This window comes from Streptomyces palmae (genome assembly GCF_004684805.1).
GTDB classification, from domain to species: domain Bacteria; phylum Actinomycetota; class Actinomycetes; order Streptomycetales; family Streptomycetaceae; genus Streptomyces; species Streptomyces palmae.
The window spans coordinates 1-22,189 of record NZ_SRID01000076.1; the positions used below are offsets into that span (position 1 = coordinate 1).

The following is a 22,189-nucleotide window of genomic DNA, read 5'->3' on the forward strand; positions in this document are numbered from 1 at the left end:
CCACGACCACCGTCTCCTCCGCGCTCGCGGTGATCGCGGCCAGATGCCCGGCCGCGATCACCGCGAGCGCGGAGGAGACGGTGGTCGTGGTGAGGCTGTACATCCGCTCGTCCGGCGTACTGCGGTTGCGCAGTTGCAGCACCAGCACCAGCAGCAGCCAGACCCCGATGGTGCCGATGACCACCGTGGGAGCGTCCTCCCGGTCGGTGGCCAGCAGCCCGGCGTCGGCCGCCAGCCCGCCCGCGAACGCGAGCATGATGCCCTGCCGGGCCGGCCACATGCCGTTCAGCCGGAACCAGCCGGCCGCGGTGACGGCCTGGAGCAGTACCACCACCGCCGCGAGAGCCGGGCGGGGCAGCGGCGCGGTGGCCGCCAGCAGCCCGGCGATCGCGGAGGTCAGCAACGCGGGGGTCATCCCCGGATTGATGATCTGCGCCCGGCCCTCCGCACGGGCCTTCTCCGCGGCGGTCATCGGTCGGGCGGGTGCGGACTCGGGGGTGGATTCGCCGGCGGGCGGGGTCGCACCGCTGGACTCGGGACCCGGGCGCTGGTGCTCCGCGCCCTGGCTCCGGTGGCCGGCCTGGCCCTGGCCGCGGTCCTGCTGCGGGGCGTGGCCGGGCTCGTGGTCCGTGCCGGGGTACGGGGCCGATCCGTTCGGGTGGGCACCCCCGCCGGCTCCGGGCGCGGACGGGGCGAAGCCGGGCTCCGGCTGCCGCCGGGATGCCGGCGCCTGCTGCCCGGGGTGCGCGGTGTGCGGCGCGGGGTGGCCGGGGTGCGTTCCCGGGTGCGCGGTCTGCTGACCGGGGTGCGTTCCTGGGTGCGCGGCGTGCTGTCCGGGGTGGCCCGTGTGCTGTCCGGCGTGCCCCGTCTGCTGGCCGGGGTGCGTTCCCGGGTGTCCGGTCTGCTGGCCGGGGTGGCCGGTCTGCGGGGGGAAGTAGGCGGTGCCGGGGGTGGCGTGCGCCGGCTCGTTCGGGGCGCTGCCCGGGTACCGCGCCGGCTGTCCGTGCGGGGCCTGGGGGTGCTGCGGCTGGGCGTATCCCGCCGGATCCTGCGGCCGCGGCGCGTACGCCTGCCCGGGCTGCCCGTATCCGCTGCCCGGGCCCTGCGGGTGACCACCGCCTCCCCGCTGGTCCCAGCCGCCGTCACCGCCCTGAGGCAGACCCTGCCCCCAGCCGGCGTCCGTGTTCTGGTGGCCGTGGCCGTGGCCGGGCCGGCCGGGGGTGCCGTACCGTGCGGCGCCCTGCCCCCCGTAGCCGCCGGCCGTGGGCTGGCCGTGGCCCTGCGGGGGGTGGCCGCCGAAGCCGCCCTGCCCGTATCCGGTGCCGCCCTGGGAGCCGTATCCGTCCACGGGCTGCCCGGGGTGCCCGCCGTTGCCGGGGTTCTGCCCGTATCCGTCGTGGTCCTGGGTGCCGTAAGCGCCGCCGGCTCCCTGCCCGCCGTACCCGTAGACCGCCGAATCCTGCGCCCCGTGTCCGTACGCCGCCGGGTCCTGCGCCCCGTACCCGTAGGCCGCCGGGTCCTGCGCCCCGTACCCGTACGCCGCCGGATCCTGCGACCCGTGTCCGGCGCCCGGCCCCCGCGTGTCGTATCCGCCGCCACCGGCGGCCTGCGTGCCGTATCCGCCGTTCGGCCCCTGGGGCCGGCCGTACGCGTCGGGGCCCGGCTGCGGGTAGCCGCCCGGCGGTACCTCGGACCCCGAGGGGTACGCCGCGCCTCCGGTCGGGTACGCCGCGCCGCCGGAGGGATACGAGCCCGCGGGATATCCGCCCGGAGCGGGATACGCGTACCCCTGCCCGGGCGGCGGCGGTGACGACGGGGCCGGGTGGTCGGGGTCGTGGGGGTGCTGCGGCTGGTTGCTCATGGGTTGGGGGTCACCCTCCTGCGAACGGCGGGAGCACCTCGACCGTGCCGCCCTCGGTCAATGGGACCGTCGTATGGTCGCGTCTGCCCACCGGCTCGCCGTCGACCAGGAAAGAACACCGCAACAGCACCCGGGCGAACTCCGGGCGCGCCGCGTGGGCCTCCCGCGCGGCGTCCAGGGCCTGGGCGAGGGTGGCGGCGGCGTACGGCTCCTCGGCGGTGCCGGCCGCGGCCTTGGCGGCGGCCCAGTAGCGGATCGTGCCGCCGGGCGTCACTGACCGCGCTGCCCGCGCCGACCGCGCCTCGGGCAGCGGATCAGTCGGCTGGTCCGGCTCCGGCATGTCGCTCCTCAGCATCGCGACCCCTTTCGCATCCCGTCAGCCTCGCACTCGCCCGTCATCCGCACTCCTCCGGCTCGACGGTTACCGCCTCCATGATGACGTGTGGAAAGAGAAGGGAAATCATGGCGATGCCCTGTCGGTAACCGCATAGGGTTTCGATGTGCTGGTCCGACTCATACGTGCCCATCTGAGGCCCTACTCCCGGTCGATCGCGCTGATCGTGCTGCTCCAGCTGGTGCAAACCCTGGCGACGCTCTATCTGCCGACTCTGAACGCGGACATCATCGACAACGGTGTCGTGAAGGGGGACACCGGATACATCCTGCGGATCGGCGGCTTCATGGTCGCCGTGACCCTGGCGCAGATCCTGTGCGCCATCGGCGCCGTCTACTTCAGTGCCCGCACCGCGATGGCGCTCGGCCGCGATCTGCGCGCCGCCGTCTTCGACCGGGTGCAGTCCTTCTCCGCCCGGGAAGTGGGGCACTTCGGCGCCCCCTCGCTGATCACCCGCACCACCAATGACGTCCAGCAGGTGCAGATGCTGTGCCTGATGGCGTTCACCCTGATGGTGTCCGCGCCGATCATGTGCGTGGGCGGCATCCTGATGGCGCTCAACCAGGACGTGCCGCTGTCCGCTCTGCTGCTGGTGATCGTGCCGGTGCTGGGCATCATCGTCTCGCTGATCGTGCGCCGGATGCGGCCGCTCTTCCGCGGTATGCAGGAGCGCATCGACACCGTCAACCGGGTGCTGCGGGAGCAGATCTCCGGTATCCGGGTGATCCGCGCGTTCGTCCGCGACCGGCACGAGCGGGAGCGGTTCGAGGGCGCCAACGCCGATCTGCTGGACGTGTCCCTGCGCGGCGGTCGGCTGATGGCGCTGATGTTCCCCTCGGTGATGCTGGTGGTGAACGTGTCCAGCGTCGCCGTGGTCTGGTTCGGCGGCCACCGCATCAGCAGCGGGGACATGGAGATCGGCGCGCTGACCGCGTTCCTCGCCTATCTGATGCAGATCCTGATGAGCGTCATGATGGCCACCTTCATGTTCATGATGGTGCCGCGCGCGGAGGTCTGCGCCGAGCGCATCCAGGAGGTACTGGAGACCCAGACCAGCGTGGTCCCGCCGAGCGTCCCGGTACTGCCGGCCGCCGGCGCGGCACGCGGGCTGCTGGAGCTGGACCGGGTGGAGTTCCGCTACCCGGGCGCGGAGGAGCCGGTGCTGCGGGACGTCTCGCTGATCGCCAGGCCCGGGGAGACCACCGCGGTCATCGGGTCCACCGGCAGCGGCAAGTCCACCCTGCTGGGCCTGGTGCCCCGGCTGTTCGACGCCACCGGCGGCATGGTGCGGGTGAACGGCGTGGACGTGGCCGAGCTGGACCCGGAGCGGATGTCCCAGACCATCGGCCTGGTCCCGCAGAAGCCGTACCTGTTCAGCGGCACCATCGCCTCCAACCTGCGCTACGGGAAGCCGGACGCCACCGACGAGGAGCTGTGGCGGGCCCTGGAGATCGCCCAGGCCAGGGACTTCGTGGAGCGCATGGAGGAGGGGCTGGAGGCGCCCATCGCACAGGGCGGCACCAATGTCTCCGGCGGGCAGCGGCAGCGGCTGGCGATCGCCCGCGCGCTGGTCCGCCGCCCGGAGATCTACCTCTTCGACGACTCCTTCTCCGCCCTGGACTACGCCACCGACGCCCGGCTGCGGGCGGCGCTGGCCGAGGAGACCGGCGAGGCCACCGTGGTCATCGTCGCCCAGCGGGTGTCCACCATCCGCAACGCGGACCGGATCGTGGTGCTGGACGAGGGCCGCGTGGTGGGCACCGGCACCCACACCGAACTGATGGCGGACAACGAGACCTACCGGGAGATCGTCCTCTCCCAGCTCACCGAGCAGGAGGCAGCATGACCACCCCGGGGCCCCGCAGGGGACCGGCGCCGGCCGCCGGGGCGGCCCGCTGGATGGGCGCCCAGCCCACCGAGCACTCGATGGACTTCCGCGGCTCCAGCCGACGGCTGCTCGCCACCATGCGCCCGGAGCGCGCCCTGCTCTTCGTCGGGCTGGGCTTCGCGGTGGTCAGCGTCTCCCTCACGGTGCTCGGCCCGAAGATCCTCGGGCACGCCACCGACCTGATTTTCTCCGGCTTCATCGGCAAGCAGCTGCCCGCCGGGGAGACCAAGGAAGAGGCCGTGGCGCGAATACGCGAGCACGGCGACGGCACCGTGGCGGACATGGTCGCCTCGATGGACGTGGTCCCGGGCGAGGGCATCGACTTCGGCGCGGTCGGCACGGTGCTGCTGTGGGTGCTCGGCATCTACCTGGTGGCGGCGCTGCTCGGCGTGGTGCAGGCCCGTATCTACACCGCCGTGGTGCAGCGCACGGTCTACCGGCTGCGCACCGAGGTGGAGGAGAAGCTGGCCCGGCTGCCGCTGTCCTACTTCGACAAGCAGCCGCGCGGTGAGGTGCTGTCCCGGGCGACCAACGACATCGACAACATCCAGCAGACCCTCCAGCAGACCCTCTCCCAGATCGTCGCCTCGGTGCTGACCATCGTGGGCGTGCTGGCCATGATGTTCTGGATCTCCCCGCTGCTGGCGGTGGTCGCGCTGGTGACGGTGCCGGTGTCGGTGGTGGTGGCGGCCAAGGTCGGCAAGCGCGCGCAGCCGCAGTTCGTGTCCCAGTGGAAGACCACCGGAAAGCTCAACGCGCACATCGAGGAGATGTACACCGGCCACTCGCTGGTCAAGGTCTTCGGCCGGGAGAAGGAGTCCGCCGAGATCTTCCGCGAGCAGAACGAGAAGCTCTACGAGTCGAGCTTCCGGGCGCAGTTCATCTCCGGGGTCATCCAGCCGGCGATGATGTTCATCGGAAACGTGAACTACGTGCTGGTGGCGGTGGTCGGCGGGCTGCGGGTGGCCAGCGGCGCGCTGTCCATCGGCGATGTGCAGGCCTTCGTCCAGTACTCCCGGCAGTTCAGCCAGCCGCTCACCCAGGTCGCCTCGATGGCCAACCTGGTGCAGTCCGGGGTGGCCTCCGCCGAGCGGGTCTTCGAGCTGCTGGACGCGGAGGAGCAGAGCCCCGACGCGGAGGGGCTTGGCGCGGAGCGGGTCGGCGCGGAGCCGATGGGTGCCGGGAAGGGTGGCGAGCCGGCCCAGCGGGTGACCGGCCGGGTGTCCGGTCGGGTGGACTTCGAGAAGGTGTCCTTCCGGTACGACCCGGACAAGCCGCTGATCGAGGACCTCTCGCTGTCGGTACGGCCGGGCCAGACGGTCGCCATCGTCGGCCCCACCGGAGCGGGCAAGACCACCCTGGTCAACCTGCTGATGCGGTTCTACGAGGTGACCGGCGGGCGGATCACCCTGGACGGGGTGGACATCGCCGCCATGCCGCGGGAGACCCTGCGCGCCAACATCGGCATGGTGCTCCAGGACACCTGGCTGTTCGGCGGCACCATCGCGGAGAACATCGCCTACGGTGCGGAGTCCGCCTCCAAGGAGAAGATCATCGAGGCGGCGAAGGCCACCCATGTGGACCGCTTCGTCCGCACCCTGCCGGACGGCTACGACACGGTGCTCGACGACGAGGGCTCCAATGTCAGCGTGGGCGAGAAGCAGCTGATCACCATCGCCCGGGCGTTCCTGGCGGAGCCGGCGATCCTGGTGCTCGACGAGGCGACCAGCTCGGTGGACACCCGGACCGAGGTGCTGATCCAGCACGCCATGGCCTCGCTGCGGTCGGGGCGCACCAGCTTCGTGATCGCGCACCGGCTGTCCACGATTCGCGATGCCGATCTGATCCTGGTGATGGAGTCGGGGCGGATCGTGGAGCAGGGCGACCACGAGACGCTGGTCGCCTCCGGCGGGGCTTATGCGCGGTTGTACGAGGCGCAGTTCGCGGAGCCGGTGGCCGAGGCGTGACCCCTCCGGGGGGTGTGCGGGGTGGCTGGTGTGCGTTGGCGGCTGCGGGCCGGTTGTGGCTGGTCGCGCGGGGCGCCCCTTTGGGCGTGATCCCGGCCGGCTGTCGTGTGTGGACGACTGCGGGCCGGTTGTGGCTGGTCGCGCAGTTCCTCGCGCCCCTTTTGGGCGCGTCCCTCGGCTGGGGTCGTTGGGTATCGGCGGCTGCGGGCCGGTTGTGGCTCGGCGCGCAGTTCCCCGCGCCCCTTTGGGGCGCGTCCTCAGCCGTGGGTGCCTCCCCTACGTCCCTTTGGGGCGCGTCCTCCAGCAGTGGGGGATGTGGGACGGTCCCTGGCCGGGAGGCTGTTACGTGTGGGTGGTGGCCCAGGTGGTGATGCGGGTGAGCAGGTCCGTTGAAGCCGCGTTCTCCGCGTGGCCGAAGCCGGGCTCGATCCACAGGTCTGTGGACGAGGGGTCGCCGGCCGCCGCCAGTGTCCGCGGATGGTCCAGCGGGAAGTACGGGTCCCGGTCGCCGTGTACCAGCAGCAGCGGGCGGGGGGCGATCAGCGGCACCGCGGCGACCGGCGGCAGCGGCACCGGGTCCCACTCCGCGGAGCTGATCCGGGTGCGCAGTGCGTACCGGGACACCAGCCGTCCGGTGGGGCGGGTCACCGCCCAGTGCAGGCGCCGCATGGGCGCGGTGCCCCGGTAGTACCAGCGGGCGGGGGCGCTCACCGAGATCACCGCGTCAGCCGCCGCGCTCGCCCCCGCGGCGGCGGCCGGAAGCCCTGGCCCCGGGGCCGCGGCGCCCGACGTCGTACCTGGAGCGCAAGCGATATCCGTGCGCCGGTTCATATGCTCCGAGCGCCCCGCCGCACGCTTCGGGGCGCTCGGCTCATGCTTCGGGGCGCTCGTCGCATGCTGCTGGGCGCCGGGTGAACGCTGCGGAAGCCCCGGCCCCGCCGGTTGTGGTCCAGCTGGCTGAATTTCGACGGTGCTGCCGAAGAGCGCCGCATGCCGGAGCACCACCGACCCACCCATCGAGAAGCCGACCGTGGCCACCCGCCGATGCCCGAGGGCGCGCGCCCAGGAGACCGCCGCCGCCAGGTCGAGCACCTCCCGGTCGCCCACCGTGGAGTGCCCGCCGGAACGGCCGTGACCTCGAAAAGAGAAGGTCACCACGGCTGCCGACCGGTTCATCACGGCGGCTGCCCGGCGTACCGAGGGCCGATCCAGGGCGCCGCTGAAGCCGTGCGCCAGCACCACCGCCAGCCCGCCGGAGGGGTCCTCGGCAGGGCTGTAGGCGGCGTCGATCGGGACTCCGTCCGCGGTCAGTAGCGTGGCTCTCAAGCCTTCGGACGTGACCGGGGAAACACCCGGACGTGCAGATTCGGCCTCTGATCCGGCAGTCATGTGGGCTATTCTGCTGTGGAGAGGATCCGGGCGAAGCAGCCCCCGGGTCCTTTTGTGCTTTAAGGCGCCTCGCGCGTGAGCGTGTGGGTGCCCCAGGGCGCGGAACCCGCGAGCGTACGGAGCGGTGCCGCACCCTCCCCAGGCAGGGACCGAGGAGGAACTGACGCCATGGGCGAACCAGGTGAACCGAACATGACGCGATGCGTGCGGGACCGCAGGGCCACGGCCGAGGCGGGTGGCGACGCAGGATGAGTTCGCTGCTGCTGCTGACCAACGCCCTCCAGCCCTCCGCGGAGGTGCTGCCCGCACTCGGCCTGCTGCTGCACGGCGTACGGGTCGCCCCGGCGGAAGGCCCCGCGCTGGTGGACACCCCCGGGGCCGACGCCATCCTGATCGACGGCCGCAGCGACCTGCCGCACGTACGCAGCCTCTGTCAGCTGCTGCGCTCCACCGGCCCCGGCTGCCCGCTGCTGCTGGTGGTGACCGAGGGCGGCCTGGCGGCCGTGACCGCCGACTGGGGTGTCGACGACGTCCTGCTGGACACCGCCGGCCCGGCGGAGGTCGAGGCCCGGCTGCGGCTGGCGATGGGCCGCCAGCAGATCTCCACCGGCGACAGCCCGATGGAGATCCGCAACGGCGACCTCTCGGTGGACGAGGCCACCTACAGCGCCAAGCTGAAGGGGCGTGTGCTGGATCTCACATTCAAGGAGTTCGAGCTGCTGAAGTACCTGGCGCAGCACCCCGGGCGGGTCTTCACCCGTGCCCAGCTGCTGCAGGAGGTCTGGGGCTACGACTACTTCGGCGGCACCCGCACCGTCGACGTGCACGTCCGGCGGCTGCGCGCCAAGCTCGGCCCGGAGTACGAGTCCCTGATCGGAACGGTGCGAAACGTGGGATACCGCTTCGTCTCACCGGAGAAGGGGGAGCGTGCCGCGGAGGAGGCCAAGGCCACCCGCGACCGGAGTGAGGCGGCACCGGCGGCGGCACAAGCCGGCGGCGTACGAAGCATTATCGCGCGACCGGCGAAGGGTTAGATGGACCCGCGTAGACTTCCGCGCGTGGCCAAGGTGACGCGGGACGATGTGGCAAGGCTGGCTGGGACCTCGACCGCGGTCGTCAGCTACGTCATCAACAATGGACCGAGGCCGGTCGCCCCGGCCACGCGCGAGCGTGTGCTCGCAGCGATCAAGGAGCTGGGCTACCGGCCGGACCGGGTGGCGCAGGCGATGGCGAGCCGGCGCACGGACCTGATAGGCCTGATCGTTCCGGACGCCCGGCAGCCGTTCTTCGCGGAGATGGCGCACGCGGTGGAGCAGGCCGCGGCCGAGCGCGGAAAGATGGTGCTGGTCGGCAACTCCGACTACCTCGACGAGCGCGAAGTCCACTATCTGCGGGCCTTCCTGGGCATGCGGGTCTCCGGGCTGATCCTGATCAGCCAGGGCCCCAGCGAGCACGCCGCCGCGGAGATCGACGCCTGGGACGCCCGGGTGGTGCTGCTGCACCGGCGCCCGGACGCCATCGACGACGTCGCGGTGGTCACCGACGACGTGGGTGGCGCCCAGTTGCTCACCCGCCATCTGCTGGAGCACGGCCACGAGTACGTCGCCTGCCTCGGCGGTACCGAGGAGACCCCGGTCATCGGCGACCCGGTCACCGACCACGTCGAGGGCTGGCGGCGGGCCATGCGGGAGGCCGGCAAGTCCACCGAGGGCCGGCTCTTCCAGGCTCCCTACAACCGCTACGCGGCCTACCAGGTCGCCCTTGACCTGCTGGCCGGCCCCGACCGGCCGCCGGCCATCGTCTGCGCCACCGACGACCAGGCGATCGGCGTGCTGCGGGCGGCCCGCGAACTGCGCATCGACGTACCCGGCGAGCTGGCGGTCGCCGGCTTCGACGATGTGAAGGAGGCCGCGCTCACCGATCCGCCGCTGACCACGGTGGCCTCCGACCGCGAGGCGATGGCCCGGGCCGCGGTGGACCTGGTGCTGGACGACGGGCTGCGGGTGGCCGGCTCACGGCGCGAGCGGCTCAAGCAGTTCCCCTCGGCCCTGGTGGTACGCCGCTCCTGCGGCTGCCAGTAGCGCCGCCCCGGCACGGGCCACCCCGCCCCGGCGCCCGGCCTACCCAAGCCGAGCGCCGGGGGCGGTGGCCGCCCTCAGGGTCGGGTGCCGACCACCACGGTGGCGTTCCGCTCCTCGCAGTGGACCACCTGGGGTTCCAGTCCGCCATCGGCCATGACGCCGGCGGCCCGGGCCGCCTGGCGCTCGCTGGTCTCCACCAGCAGCCGCCCGCCGGGCGCCAGCCAGTGCGGTGCCTCGGTGGTCACCCGCCGCAGTACGTCCAACCCGTCCGCGCCCCCGTCCAGCGCCACCAGCGGCTCGTGCTCGCGCGCCTCCGGCGGCAGCAGGCCGACGTCCTCGGTGGGCACATACGGCACGTTCGCGGCCAGCACCTCGACCCGCCCGCGCAGCGCCCCGGGCAGCGGCGCGAAGAGGTCGCCGTCGAACACCGCGCCGCCGAGCGGGGCCAGGTTGCGGCGGGCGCACCGTACCGCCGCCGGGTCGACGTCGGAGGCGTACAGCTCGGCGGGGTGCAGTGCCGCGGCCAGTGCGGCGGCCACCGCACCCGAGCCGCAGCACAGATCGACCACCACGGCCCCGGGCCGCGCCAGTGAGACGGCCCGTTCGACCAGGAACTCGGTGCGCCGCCTGGGCACGAAGACCCCGGGGTCCACGGCTATCCGCAGTCCGCAGAACTCGGCCCAGCCCAGCACCTGTTCCAGCGGCAGCCCGTCCACCCGCCGCCCCACCATGAGGTCCAGCTCCGCGACCGTCGGGGCGGTGTCGATCAGCAGCCGGGCCTCGTCCTCGGCGAAGACGCAGCCCGCCGCACGCAGCCGGGCCACCAGCCCGTCGAAACCGGGGGCCGGATGCGGGACGGAGGCGGCGGGCGCGCCGGCGGACGCGAGGGGGGAAGCGGGCGCGGACGCCGGGTACGGCACGGACGCGGAGGATGACGAGGACACGGAAGGCACCGAAGACGCCGGGGGCGCCGAAGAGGTCGGGGACACCGAAATCATCTGCGACGACGGGGAATCGGAAGAAGCGGGAGGAAACGCTGACATGAGAGCCTCTCGGGATACCGAAGGGCGCTCTCTGGGTCACCTACATCCCGGCCGGTTGGACCGTACGGCCGTGAGGTGAGAGCACCCGACCTGGCAGAGCGGTAATGGGGCTCACCTCCTCGGGTACGTCCACTGCTGGAGCGGCCACACACTATCTCACCGGTGGCGCTCGCGCTTCCCGCCCAGGACGACGTCGACGCCGGTGAGATCGGCCCGTATGCCGTCCTGTTCCACCGTGATGTTGCGGAGCCACAGATCGCTCGCCTGCTTCGGCAGCCGGAAGGAGAGCGCCAACTTCTCCGCCAGCTCCGGGGGCTTGATCCGGGTCAGCGCCCCGGCCACCTTGGAGTCGACGCCGATCCGGTCCAGCAGCCGCGGGTGCTCGGTGACCAGGTCGACCAGGTTCATCCGCATCAGCTGGGGGACGAAGCGCGGTGAGCCGGTGATCTCGTGCAGCCGGTCGTCGTTGCGCAACGCCTCGTCAGCCGCTCGCTGGGACACGCCCAGACGCTTGGCCACGGCCGGCACGGACAGCAGCGCCTTGGCCTTCCCGGCGTCCCGGCTGATGCGCTCGGCGGCGGGCCGGTGCAGCCGCAGCCCGGCACGCGGTCCCGGCTGGTAGGTGGCGACCCCGGGGAGGTCCAGGCGCGCCTTGCCCACCTGGGTGGATATGCCCTGGCCGCCGTCCCGGAGGATACGGGCCTCGGCGCGCACCCGCAGCTGCTGCCCACCCACCGACAACTTCCCGCGAGCCCGGACGGAGTTCGATCCCCACGGCGTGAACTTCACCTGCGAGGCACCGAGTTCCCGGTTGAGGTCGTCGAAGGAGAGCAGTACCTGTCCGTCGAGCTTGCCGACCACGGCGCCCTTGACGGAGTCGGGCAGGCTGCCCTTGAGCTCGATGTCCCGGGCGCTGGCGCGGACCCGGGCGAGCGAGACCCGGTCGGCGGCCACGTCGGGGATGGAGACGTCCACCCGGTCCAGGCGCCCGCCCAGCACCTGGGTGAGGAAGGGGAAGCCGCGGATGTCCACCTCGGGGGCGGCGGCGAGCCCCAACTGCTGCTGCACCCGCTGCGCGGCCACCCGTTCCGTGTACATCACCGCGCAGCGGTCGGCGAGCACCAGGATGATGGTGGCCGCGCAGCCGGCGATGACCAGCTTGAGCAGCAGGGAGAGCCGGGACAGCGGACGCCGCCGGCCGCGCTTGCGCCGCCGGTGGCGGGGCGGCGACCAGGGCGGGTCCTCCGCCGCCTCACCCTCCGGATCCGGCTTGAGGCCCAGGCCCAGCGGGTCATCGGGGTCGTACGGGTCGGCCAGGTCGGCCAGTTCCTCGTAGGGGTTGCGGGGCCGGGACCCGACGTCCGGCGGGGGCTCCGGCCGGCCGTCCTCCGTTTCGGGAGGACGCGGGACGCCGGCCGCGGCCAGGTCCTCCCGAAGGGCGCCGGGACCCGTCCCGTCCTCCGGGCTCGTCCCGTCCTCCGGGCCGGTCCCGGGGAGCGGTGGCCCGGGCAGCGGCTGGGTGGCGTCGAGGCCGTCGGATATCCAGTTGTTCGAGGGTGAAGCCATGCGTGTGGGGGATCGCATCACGCCATCCCACCATGCGCGCCCATGTCGAACGCAAGTCCAGTCCTCGACCGGGTGATCAAGTGCACGGGGTTTCGGCCGTCGGTCCTCCTGGAGGCGGATCCGGCACGACTTTGGTCTGACAACGGGCCGCCACATCCAGGACTTCGGCCTGACGTGCGACCGCGGGAGGCTTGGTTAGCGTCGTACGCATGACCCGAACCACCCGTGACAACCGCAGGCGCGGAGCCGTGTTCGCCGCCGCGCTGGCCCTCGCCCTGGCGCTCCCGCTCGCCGGGGCGGGTGCGGCCCTGGCCCGCCCCGCCGGGGACCAGGCCGCCTCCTCCTTAGCCGCGGACCGGCAGGACGTCCAGCTGGAACTCCCGCGTCCCACCGGTCCGTACGCCATAGGTCGGGACACCCTGCACCTGGTCGATCGCAGCCGCCCCGACCCCTGGGTGCCGGAGGCCAAGGGTCGCGAGCTGATGGTCGACCTCTACTACCCCGCCCGTCCGGGCACGGGTGCCCCCGCCGCGTACACCAGCACCGAGGAGGCCCGGCTGCTGCTGGAATTCCGCGGTCTGGACAAGGTGATACCGGCGGAGGCGGTCAGCGGTGTCCGGACCCATGCGCGCACCGACGCCCGCCCGATGCCCGGCCGGCATCCCCTGGTGGTGCTCTCGCCCGGTTTCACCACCTCGCGCTACACCCTCACCCTGCTCGCCGAGGAACTGACCAGCCGCGGCTATGTGGTGGCCGCCATGGACCACGCCTATGAATCGGTCGGCACCCGCTTCCCCGGCGATCGCATACTGACCTGCGTGGCCTGCGAGAAGTCCGAGGAGACCGGGCTTGCGCCTGTCGCCGAGGGCCGCGCCGAGGACGTGTCGTTCCTGCTGGACCGGCTCACCGGCCCGCGTCCGGCCTGGCGGCACGCCTGGTCGATCGACCCGCGGCGGATCGGCATGGCCGGCCACTCCATAGGCGGCAACAGCGCGGCCCAGACCATGGCCACCGATTCCCGGGTGCGGGCCGGGGTCAATATGGACGGCACCTTCTTCGCGGATGTCCCGGCCGAGGGGCTGGACGGACGGCCGTTCCTGATGCTCGGCACCGACACCCTGCACCACCCGGGTGGGCAGGACCAGAGCTGGGACCGGGCCTGGCAGCGTCTGGACGGCTGGAAGCGCTGGCTGAGCGTCACCGACTCGGGCCACTTCACCTTCACCGACCTGCCGGTCCTCGCCGAACAGTTGGGGCTGCCCGATCCGGAGGCACCACTGTCCGGCACCCGATCCGGGGAGATCACTCGCGACTATGTGAGCGCCTTCTTCGACCAGCAGTTGCGCGGCATACCCCAGCCGCTGCTGGACGGCCCGTCCGCCGCCAACCCGGAGGTGCGGTTCCACACCCCTTGACGGCCCGCGGCCCCAAGACCGACCCGCAGCCCTGAGGCTCACCCGCATCCCTGAAGCCGACCCGCAGTCCCAAGACCGACCCGCAGCCCTGACGCCGCCCGCATCGCCGAGACCGACCCCCACCCGCAGGGCCGGCCCGGCCCTCCCCGGGCACGACGATGGGCCGCCCGGAAACACCGGACGGCCCATCGGTTGGCCGGCAACCCCTGCCGGGCTCGGGCACCTGCCGTGCCCAACCCCTGCCGGGTCACCTCACCTGTCGTGTCACTTCACGACGTCACTTCACGACCTCGCTCCACGACGTCACTTCACGACGGTGATCCGGTCCGCCTTCGGCGGCGCCAGCGGGGACTGGGCGGAGGAGTGGGCGCCCAGGTAGGAGATGAAGGCGTCCAGGTCGGAGGCGCCGACCAGCTTGTTCTTGCCCTCCTTGAGGACGGTGAAGCCGTCGCCGCCACCGGAGAGGAACTCGTTCATCGCGACCCGGTAGGTCTTGGCCGGGTCGATCGGCTCACCGTTCAGCTTCACCGAGTCGGTGACGATCCGATCCGCGCCGCTCTTGGTCATGTCCAGGGTGTAGGTGAGGCCCTGGGAGACCTGGAGGATCTTCGGCTGGGCCGCGTTGGAGCCGCTGACCTGCTGGCGCAGCGCGGTGAGCAGCTGCTCTCCGGTGAGGTCGATGACCGTCATCATGTTGGTGAACGGCTGCACGGTGAACGCCTCGCCGTAGGTGACCACCCCGTCGCCCTCGCTGCCGGACGCCGTGAAGGCGAGGTCGGAGCGGATGCCGCCGGGGTTCATCAGGGCGAGCTGCGCGCCGCCCTTGTCGGCGGGGGCGAGAGCCTCCAGCTGCGCGTCGGCGATGACATCGCCGAGCGGGGTCTCATAGGTGGTGGCGCCACGGCCCGGGATGTCGGCCGAGACATGGCCGACCGAGCGGTTGGCGATCGGCGCGGCCAGCGTGTTCCAGCGGTTGATCAGCGCCGTCATGTCCGGGGCCTTGGGCTGCTCCCGGTCCACCACGTGGTTGGCCGACTTCACGCTGGTGCGCACGATGTCACCGGTGCGGCGGTCGTAGGTGAGCGTGGTGTCGGTGTAGAGGCGGCCGAAGGACGCGGCCGAGGTGACGGTGCGCGGGTTGCCGGACGGGTCCGGGATGGTGCAGGCGTAGGCCTGGTGGGTGTGGCCGGTGACCAGAGCGTCCACCTTGGGGGTGACGTTCTTGGCGATGTCCACGATCGGGCCGGAGATTCCGGCGCCGCCGCCCGGGCTGTCGCAGTCATAGTTGTACGACGAGGAGGCGGGCATGCCGCCCTCGTGGACCAGCGCCACGATGGACTTGACGCCCTGGCGGTCGAGGATCTTGGCGTACTTGTTGATCGTCTCGACCTCGTCGCCGAACGCGAGGCCCTTGACGCCCTCGGCGGTCACCACGTTGGGGGTGCCCTCCAGGGTGACGCCGATGAAGCCGATCTTGACCCCGTTGTGCTTCCACACGGTGTACGGCTTGAGGATCGGCTTGCCGGTCTTCTCGTTGGTCACATTGGCGGCCAGGTACGGGAAGTCGGCGCCGGGGAAGGTCTTGCCCTCCTCGTAGCAGCCGTCCTTGGGGTGGCAGCCGCCGTTCTGCATCCGGGCGAGTTCGGTCGCGCCCTCGTCGAACTCGTGGTTGCCCACGGAGGTGACATCGAGGTCCAGCTTGTTCAGCGCCTCGATGGTCGGCTCGTCGTGGAAGAGCCCGGACAGCATCGGGCTGGCCCCGATCATGTCGCCGCCGGCGGCGGTGATGCTGTACGGGTGCCCCTGGCGGGCCTTCCGCAGCGAGGTGGCCAGGTACTCGACGCCACCCGCCGGGATCGCCTTGGTGGTGCCGTCCGGCTGGGTCTGGGTGACCGTGCCCGAGGAGCCCTGCGGCGCCTCGAGGTTGCCGTGCAGGTCGTTGAAGGACAGCAGCTGCACGTCCACGGTGGTGCCGTGGTGCCCGGTGGCGGCGGCGGTGGCCTGGGACGGCTGCGCCCCTGCGGGTACGGCGGCGAACAGCGCACCGGCTGTGGCGGCGAGCACCGCCACTCCGGTGACCGAACGACGTACGGTCCGCCGTCGTTGAGGTGTCGCTGGCATCTGGTCCCCTTACACGTGCTGGTCTGACGACGGCCGAAGCTTACGGTCAACGCGCGTAGCCGGGCAGGGGGGTGGAGGTTACGACCTGGTTGCGTGTGGTTGTCCCGGTCGTGTCCGGGCCGGCCGGGACCGGAGTACCGCGGATCCGCCTGGCAGCGCCGCGCAGCCTTTAGGCTCAGGATCATGAGCGACGTGGTGAACGGGACGGGCAGCGGTCGGCAGATCCGGATCCAGGACGAGTTGAGTGCCGAATCGGCCCAGCAGGTGCTGGATCTGATCATGGCGGCGGCGCGTACCGATGGGCAGCCGGCCGTCTCCGAGCAGGGCCGGCTCCAGCTCCGTGGCCGCCGACCGGGGGTGCGGCACGTACTGCTCACCGACCGGATGGGCGAGCTGATCGGTTACGCGCAGCTGGAGGACACCGACCCGGTGGAGGCGCCGGCGGCCGAACTGGTGGTCCACCCGGCCCACCGTGGTCGGGGCCATGGCCGGGCCCTGGGCGACACCCTGCTCAGGGAGTCGGGCCGGCGGCTGCGCATCTGGGCGCACGGCGGTCACCCGGCCGCCCGGCACCTGGCGCAGGTGCTGGGCCTGTCGCTGTTCCGCGAACTCCGGCAGATGCGCCGGCCGCTGACCGGTGCCGATGCCCCCGAGCTGCCGGAGCCGGTGCTGCCCGCGGGCGTGGCGGTGCGCACCTTCCGTCCGGGTGCGGACGACGCGGCCTGGCTGGCGGCCAACGCAGCGGCCTTCGCCCACCACCCCGAGCAGGGCTCACTCACCCAGCGGGACCTGGACGACCGCAAGGCCGAGCCCTGGTTCGACCCGAAGGGCTTCTTCCTCGCCGAGCGCGAGGGCGCCATCGCCGGCTTCCACTGGACCAAGGTGCACGGGGAGGAGCGGCTGGGCGAGGTGTACGTGGTCGGGGTGCGCCCGGACGCGCAGGGCGGCGGCCTGGGCAAGGCGCTGACCGCCATCGGCCTGCGGCACCTGGCCGACCTCGGGCTGCCCACCGCGATGCTGTACGTGGACGCCGACAACCCGGCCGCGCTCAATGTCTACGAGCGGCTCGGCTTCACCACCCACGAGGTGGACCTGATGTACCGCACCGAGAGCTGACGGAAGCCGCAGGTCCGGGCGAGCCGGGGCGCCACCACGCGCCCCGGCTCGCCCGCTGTCCGCTCCCGTCGCTCCGGCTCCGGCGCCCGGTCCCGATGGATGTGACGTGGCCGGGTGGCGTTCGGCGCCGATATCGAACATTTGAGCGGCACACATTTCCTCGAGTCTGCGCCTGGGACGGCGAGTCGCGGACGGTGCTCGCTCGGTAGCGCACCGTGGGAGCCGCCTCGCCGGAGTGATCGCCTGAGGGATGCGCCGCGATTTCCTGCGCGCCATGTCTCCGTTACCGGCGATTCAATCTTGGTTGCGAACATCGCTGAATGCAGCCCGCTGTGCCCGAGCACCAGCACCCGAGGCTCCGTGCCGTCCCGGTGCCGTCCTTCGACGCGCCCCATGCGGCCAAGGCGCGGAAGAATGAGGTCATGAAGCAGCCCAGTGGCCAGGCGTCCGTACACCAGCAGTCCCAGCCGGAGCCGCACCCGCACCCGCAGCCGTCGGTGGGCTCCATCGCCGCGCACCGGCCGAACGCCATGGCGGCCCCGCCGGTGCAGGCGCTCGACCCTGACCTGGACAGCGACGCGGACTCGTACGAGGAGATCCGCCTGCCGGGCGGCGAGGAGCTGCCGCAGGGCCGGTTCCTGGACCGCGAGCGCAGTTGGCTGGCCTTCAACGAGCGGGTGCTGGAGCTCGCCGAGGACCCGGCCACCCCGCTGCTGGAGCGGGCCAACTTCCTGGCCATCTTCGCCAGCAACCTGGACGAGTTCTTCATGGTCCGGGTGGCCGGACTCAAGCGGCGCATCGCCACCGGGGTGGCCACCCGTTCCGCCTCCGGGCTACAGCCGCGCGAGGTGCTGGACCTGATCTGGACCCGCTCGCGCGAACTCATGGCCCGGCACGCCGCCTGCTTCCAGCAGGACGTGGCCCCGGCGCTGGCCGAGGAGGGCATCCACCTCATCCGCTGGCGGGACCTGACCGAGAAGGAGCAGTCCCGGCTGGGCACCCTCTTCCGGCAGCAGATCTTCCCCGTGCTGACCCCGCTCGCGGTGGACCCGGCGCACCCCTTCCCGTACATCTCCGGGCTCTCGCTGAACCTCGCCGTGGTGGTGCGCAACCCGGTCAGCGGGTACGACCACTTCGCACGTGTGAAGGTTCCGCCGCTGCTCTCGCGGTTCCTGGAGGCGTCCCCGCAGCGCTATGTGCCGCTGGAGGACGTGATCGCGGCGCATCTGGACCAGCTGTTCCCGGGCATGGAGGTGCTGGCGCACCACATGTTCCGGGTCACCCGCAACGAGGACCTGGAGGTCGAGGAGGACGACGCGGAGAACCTGCTCCAGGCCCTGGAGAAGGAGCTGCTGCGCCGCCGCTTCGGCCCCCCGGTGCGGCTGGAGGTCGAGGAGACCATCGACCGGTACGTCCTGGACCTGCTGATCCGCGAGCTGAAGATCTCCGACGCGGAGGTCTACCCGCTGCCCGGGCCGCTGGACCTCACCGGGCTGTTCGGGGTCGCGGGGCAGGACCGGCCGGAGCTGAAGTACCCGAAGTTCATCGCGGGCACCCACCGCGACCTGGCAGAGGTGGAGTCGGCCTCGCCGCCCGACATCTTCGCCGCGCTGCGCGAGCGGGACGTGCTGCTGCACCACCCGTACGACTCGTTCTCCACCTCCGTCCAGGCGTTCCTGGAGCAGGCGGCCGCCGACCCGGACGTCCTGGCCATCAAGCAGACCCTGTACCGCACCTCCGGCAAGTCGCCCATCGTCGACGCCCTGATAGACGCCGCCGAGGCGGGCAAGCAGGTGCTGGTACTGGTGGAGATCAAGGCGCGCTTCGACGAGCAGGCCAACATCAAGTGGGCCCGCAAGCTGGAGGAGGCCGGCTGCCACGTGGTCTACGGCCTGGTCGGGCTGAAGACCCACTGCAAGCTGTCCCTGGTGGTCCGCCAGGAGGGCGGCACGCTGCGCCGCTACTCGCACGTCGGCACCGGCAACTACCACCCCAAGACCGCCCGGCTCTACGAGGACCTGGGGCTGCTCACCGCCGATCCGCAGGTCGGCGCCGATCTGTCCGACCTGTTCAACCGGCTCAGCGGCTACTCGCGCCGGGAGAGCTACCGGCGGCTGCTGGTGGCACCCCGGTCACTGCGCGACGGGCTGATCGCCCGGATCGGCAAGGAGATCGCCCACCACCGCGCGGGCCGCCCCGCCTCGGTCCGGATCAAGGTCAACTCCATCGTGGACGAGGCCGTCATCGACGCGCTCTACCGGGCCTCGCAGGCGGGGGTGCCGGTCGATGTGTGGGTGCGCGGCATCTGCGCGCTGCGGCCGGGGGTGGACGGCCTCTCGGAGAACATACGGGTACGCAGCGTGCTCGGCCGGTTCCTGGAGCATTCGCGTGTCTTCGCGTTCGGGAACGGTGGCGAGTCCGAGATATGGCTCGGCAGTGCCGACATGATGCACCGCAATCTGGATCGCCGGATCGAGGCGCTGGTACGCGTCACCGACCCGGCTCACCGCGCATCCCTCAATCGGCTGCTGGAGACCGGAATGTCTGACTCCACCTCGTCCTGGCACCTCGGCCCGGACGGGGACTGGACCCGGCACGCCGTCGACGCCGAGGGGAATCCGCTGCGCAACGTACAGGAGATGCTCATCGACGCCCGGAGGCGCCGACGTGGTTCATCGACATGAGCCGTCGACGGCCGAGGTGACGGGGGTGACCGGGCCGCCGTCGGCCGGCACCCCGCCGACCGGCGATCGCGGCCCCGGGGGGAACGACATGACGGAACACACCAGGGGTGCCACGGCCCGCAGGGGCGCCGAGCCGAGGGGTGCCGCGGTGCCGCGCGGGGCGGCCGTGTCCGGGGGCGGGGACGGCCCCGTGTTCCCCGTCCAGTCCGGCGCCCCGGAACCGAGGACGGTCGTCACCGCCGGCGAGGTGCTGGCGCGCTATCTGCACCGGCAGGCCGGGGACTTCCTGCGCAGCCTGCGGGCGCAGCGGGAGAGCGGCGCCGATGCCGAGGAGGCCGCCGAAGCCACCCGGACGCTGTGCCGTTCGGCCCGCCGGATCAGCGGCGCCCTGTATGTCTACCGCCCGCTGACCGAGCCCGCCTGGGCCGACCAGTTGCGCGCCGAACTCGCCTGGCTCAGCGGCACCCTCGCCCTGGAACACGCCTACGCCGCCCGGCTGGCCCGACTCCGTGAGGCCCTGCACCGCCTCTCCGGCGCCGCGCTCCGCGGCCCCGACCCCCACCCGTACCGCCCGCACGACCTCCACGAGGGCGCGGACGGCGGCCTGCCCGACGGCGATCACGCGAGTGCCTCGACCGGGGCCCTGGCGGGCGGCGGCGGTCCGCAGGGCCAGGACCCTGACGACAGCCGCGGGTACCGGGGCGCCTTCGCCGGATCCCCGGGCGCGCCGGACGGTCTCCTCGGTGGATCCCCGGCCGGATCCCCGGGCGCGCCGGACGGCGTCCACGCCGGACCGCCCGCCGGAACCTCGGACGCGTCGGTCGGCACCCCCGCCGCCCCCCACGACGAGGCCCCGGGCGAACCCCATGCCGGTGACGGGACGCGGGGTGCGGCCGAGCCCGCTTCGGCCGGGGCTCCGTCCCCCGAGGCCGGGGCCCCGTCCCCCAAGGTCGGGCGGCGGGGCGCCCCCAGCGCCGCCCGGGTGGCTTCGCGGGACGGCGTCACCGTCGGCATCGGCGAGAGCGCGGCCGGTACCGAGCCGGGGGAGGCGCGGCAGGCCGGGCGTACCGCGACCTCGGGAGGCAGGGCCGCCGGCCGCACCGCCCGGCGCGGGGTGTCGCTGACCGCCGACGAACAGGCGAGCCGGTCGGCCGGCGGGGCCGAACCCGCCCGGACCGACACCCCCGCCCCGCGCAGTGGCCAGGCGTCCGGCGGCCGGGGCGGGAGTGCCGCCCGGAGCGCGGCAGGCGCGCGCGACGCGGCCGGCGGCCGGGCCTCGACCCCGGGGACGGCCTCCGGTGGACGTGCGGGAGGCCGGGAGGCCCGGGGCGAGGAGTCCCGCCCGGGGACGCTCACGGTGGGCGCGGCCCGTGCCGGGGCGCTGCTGGAGCGGCAGCTCACCCTTGCGCGGACCCGCGCGCACACCGCCGCGCTCCAGGCCCTCGGCTCCTCCCGCTTCCACGCGGTCGCGGACTCCGTCGCCCTGCTGGCCTCCGAGGTGCCGCTGGATCCCGCCACCGCGGCCCGGCCCGCCGACCCGTTGCTGCCGCAGTTGGCCGAGCTGGCCGAGCGGCGGCTGGCGGAGGCGGTGGACGCGCTGCCGCTGGGCCGGGCCGGGCATCCGTACAACGCCGAGGCGCTGGTCCACGGCCTGGCCGCCACCCCGGCGGCCGACGCCCCGCCCGCCAGCGAGCAGCAGGATGCCCCCTGGCACCAGGTACGGCGGCTGGTGCGCATGCGCCGGTACGCCCTGGAGGTGCTGGACACCGGGCACTGGGCGCCGGGCGGTCCTCTGGACGGCGAACCGGCACTGACCGTACGGCTGCTGGCGGCGGGCCAGGCCCTGGAGCGGCACCGGGACGCCGCCGAGGCCGCTGCCGCCGCCGCTGCCGCGGCCCGTACCCCGCGGATCGCCCCGGCCACCGCGTACGCGCTGGGTGTGCTGCACGCGGACCAGCGGCACGAGGTGGAGGCCGCGCGCTTCGCGTTCGGCCAGGTCTGGCAGCGGTTGGCCGCCCCCGCGCGCTGACGTGCCGCCGCCGGGCATCGGTGCGCGGCGGCACATAAGCCGACGGGACCCGGCGCGACACCCCGCGCGACAGCGGGAAAGCACGCGGCGGCGCGAAACACTGGAACTGGAAGACATGGGGAGACAGCGGAAGACGTCAGGAGGTGGCAGGCAGGTGGCCGGGACCGAACCCCAGGGACCTCGCGGCGTACGGTCCCGCCCTGACGAGCCGTCCTCGGCCGGGACCGTGCGGGCGGCCGGTTGCGTGCTGTGGCGGCGCTCGCCCGGGTGCGGGCGGCTGGAGGTGGCCCTGGTCCACCGGCCGCGGTACGGCGACTGGTCGCTCCCCAAGGGCAAGCTGAAGCGCGGCGAGGAGCCGTTGCGCGCTGCGGTGCGCGAGGTGCTGGAGGAGACCGGTATGGGCTGTGTGCCGGGCGCCCCGCTGCCCACGGTTCGCTACCGGGCGCGGGGCCGCCCCAAGGAGGTCGCGTACTGGGCGGCCGAGTCCGAGCCGGGGGGCCGCTTCCTGCCCAACCGCGAGGTGGACCGGCTGGTGTGGCTGCCGCCGTGGATCGCCCGCGCCACCCTCAGCTACGACCACGACCGACCGCTCATCGACGCACTGCTGACCACCGTACGCCCCTCCTGACCCCGCC

Annotated in this window: 15 protein-coding genes; 9 read left to right on the forward strand and 6 right to left on the reverse strand. The window is 72.8% G+C overall.

The window, feature by feature from the left end:
* Together E4099_RS33585 and E4099_RS11105 are read right to left on the reverse strand one after the other, a co-directional pair.
* On the reverse strand, positions 1-1,861 hold a 1,861-nt coding region (locus E4099_RS33585; protein ID WP_209446586.1), incomplete at its 3' end, for a hypothetical protein.
* Positions 1,862-1,871: 10 nt separating this feature from the next.
* A complete protein-coding gene (locus E4099_RS11105) occupies positions 1,872-2,117 on the reverse strand; it encodes a MoaD/ThiS family protein (RefSeq protein WP_135338840.1) in 246 nt (81 codons plus the stop codon).
* Positions 2,118-2,361: 244 nt separating this feature from the next.
* Here E4099_RS11105 and E4099_RS11110 point away from each other — a divergent pair, with 244 nt between their 5' ends.
* Entirely contained in the window at positions 2,362-4,101 is a 1,740-nt protein-coding gene (locus E4099_RS11110; RefSeq protein WP_167828342.1) for an ABC transporter ATP-binding protein, read from the forward strand.
* On the forward strand, positions 4,098-6,110 hold the full coding sequence (locus tag E4099_RS11115; protein ID WP_135338829.1) for an ABC transporter ATP-binding protein: 2,013 nt from the start codon (positions 4,098-4,100) through the stop codon (positions 6,108-6,110). The genes E4099_RS11110 and E4099_RS11115 overlap by 4 nt, the downstream gene beginning before the upstream one ends.
* Positions 6,111-6,452: 342 nt before the next feature.
* Here E4099_RS11115 and E4099_RS11120 read toward each other — a convergent pair whose 3' ends face one another.
* Positions 6,453-7,499: an alpha/beta hydrolase gene (locus E4099_RS11120; protein WP_135338830.1), complete on the reverse strand. Its 1,047-nt coding sequence runs from the start codon at positions 7,497-7,499 to the stop codon at positions 6,453-6,455.
* Positions 7,500-7,747: 248 nt separating this feature from the next.
* Between E4099_RS11120 and E4099_RS11125 the strand changes: the two genes are divergently transcribed.
* Both E4099_RS11125 and E4099_RS11130 read left to right on the forward strand, forming a co-directional pair.
* A complete protein-coding gene (locus E4099_RS11125) occupies positions 7,748-8,533 on the forward strand; it encodes a response regulator transcription factor (protein WP_135338831.1) in 786 nt (261 codons plus the stop codon).
* Positions 8,534-8,557: 24 nt separating this feature from the next.
* Positions 8,558-9,580 (forward strand): LacI family DNA-binding transcriptional regulator, encoded by a 1,023-nt coding sequence (locus E4099_RS11130; protein WP_135338832.1) that lies wholly within the window; start codon positions 8,558-8,560, stop codon positions 9,578-9,580.
* Between the two features lie 74 nt (positions 9,581-9,654).
* On the opposite strand, the gene E4099_RS11135 is transcribed toward E4099_RS11130, so the two are convergent.
* Positions 9,655-10,500: a putative protein N(5)-glutamine methyltransferase gene (locus tag E4099_RS11135; protein ID WP_245244760.1), complete on the reverse strand. Its 846-nt coding sequence runs from the start codon at positions 10,498-10,500 to the stop codon at positions 9,655-9,657.
* A gap of 279 nt (positions 10,501-10,779) precedes the next feature.
* Complete coding sequence (locus E4099_RS11140) at positions 10,780-12,189, reverse strand: LmeA family phospholipid-binding protein (protein WP_245244762.1); 1,410 nt, start codon at positions 12,187-12,189, stop codon at positions 10,780-10,782.
* 209 nt (positions 12,190-12,398) lie between these two features.
* Between E4099_RS11140 and E4099_RS11145 the strand changes: the two genes are divergently transcribed.
* Positions 12,399-13,604, forward strand: a complete 1,206-nt coding sequence (locus E4099_RS11145; RefSeq protein WP_135338835.1) for an alpha/beta hydrolase family protein — start codon at positions 12,399-12,401, stop codon at positions 13,602-13,604.
* A gap of 303 nt (positions 13,605-13,907) precedes the next feature.
* Here E4099_RS11145 and E4099_RS11150 read toward each other — a convergent pair whose 3' ends face one another.
* Positions 13,908-15,725: a bifunctional metallophosphatase/5'-nucleotidase gene (locus E4099_RS11150; RefSeq protein WP_135338836.1), complete on the reverse strand. Its 1,818-nt coding sequence runs from the start codon at positions 15,723-15,725 to the stop codon at positions 13,908-13,910.
* 183 nt (positions 15,726-15,908) lie between these two features.
* On the opposite strand from E4099_RS11150, the gene mshD reads away from it, so the two are divergent.
* The 4 genes from mshD to E4099_RS11175 all read left to right on the forward strand — a co-directional run bounded on the left by mshD (position 15,909) and on the right by E4099_RS11175 (position 22,182).
* Positions 15,909-16,841 (forward strand): mycothiol synthase, encoded by a 933-nt coding sequence (mshD, locus tag E4099_RS11155; protein ID WP_135338837.1) that lies wholly within the window; start codon positions 15,909-15,911, stop codon positions 16,839-16,841.
* 422 nt (positions 16,842-17,263) lie between these two features.
* Positions 17,264-19,525 carry an RNA degradosome polyphosphate kinase gene (locus tag E4099_RS11160; protein ID WP_135338838.1) on the forward strand — a complete coding sequence of 754 codons (2,262 nt, stop codon included), beginning with the start codon at positions 17,264-17,266 and terminating at the stop codon, positions 19,523-19,525.
* A gap of 1,012 nt (positions 19,526-20,537) precedes the next feature.
* A complete protein-coding gene (locus tag E4099_RS34125) occupies positions 20,538-21,554 on the forward strand; it encodes a metal-binding protein (protein WP_386390828.1) in 1,017 nt (338 codons plus the stop codon).
* A 115-nt stretch (positions 21,555-21,669) separates the two neighbouring features.
* Positions 21,670-22,182: an NUDIX hydrolase gene (locus E4099_RS11175; protein WP_135338839.1), complete on the forward strand. Its 513-nt coding sequence runs from the start codon at positions 21,670-21,672 to the stop codon at positions 22,180-22,182.
* Positions 22,183-22,189: the final 7 nt, after the last annotated feature.

Excerpts from the sequence above, each read along its gene's own strand:
- E4099_RS11160 (WP_135338838.1), top strand. The coding sequence starts at position 17,264 with ATGAAGCAGCCCAGTGGCCAGGCGTCCGTACACCAGCAGTCCCAGCCG.
- E4099_RS11115 (WP_135338829.1), top strand. The coding sequence starts at position 4,098 with ATGACCACCCCGGGGCCCCGCAGGGGACCGGCGCCGGCCGCCGGGGCG.
- E4099_RS11140 (WP_245244762.1), bottom strand. The coding sequence starts at position 12,189 with ATGGCTTCACCCTCGAACAACTGGATATCCGACGGCCTCGACGCCACC.
- E4099_RS11125 (WP_135338831.1), top strand. The coding sequence starts at position 7,748 with ATGAGTTCGCTGCTGCTGCTGACCAACGCCCTCCAGCCCTCCGCGGAG.
- E4099_RS11150 (WP_135338836.1), bottom strand. The coding sequence starts at position 15,725 with ATGCCAGCGACACCTCAACGACGGCGGACCGTACGTCGTTCGGTCACC.
- E4099_RS11175 (WP_135338839.1), top strand. The coding sequence starts at position 21,670 with ATGGGGAGACAGCGGAAGACGTCAGGAGGTGGCAGGCAGGTGGCCGGG.
- mshD (WP_135338837.1), top strand. The coding sequence starts at position 15,909 with ATGAGCGACGTGGTGAACGGGACGGGCAGCGGTCGGCAGATCCGGATC.
- E4099_RS11145 (WP_135338835.1), top strand. The coding sequence starts at position 12,399 with ATGACCCGAACCACCCGTGACAACCGCAGGCGCGGAGCCGTGTTCGCC.
- E4099_RS11120 (WP_135338830.1), bottom strand. The coding sequence starts at position 7,499 with ATGACTGCCGGATCAGAGGCCGAATCTGCACGTCCGGGTGTTTCCCCG.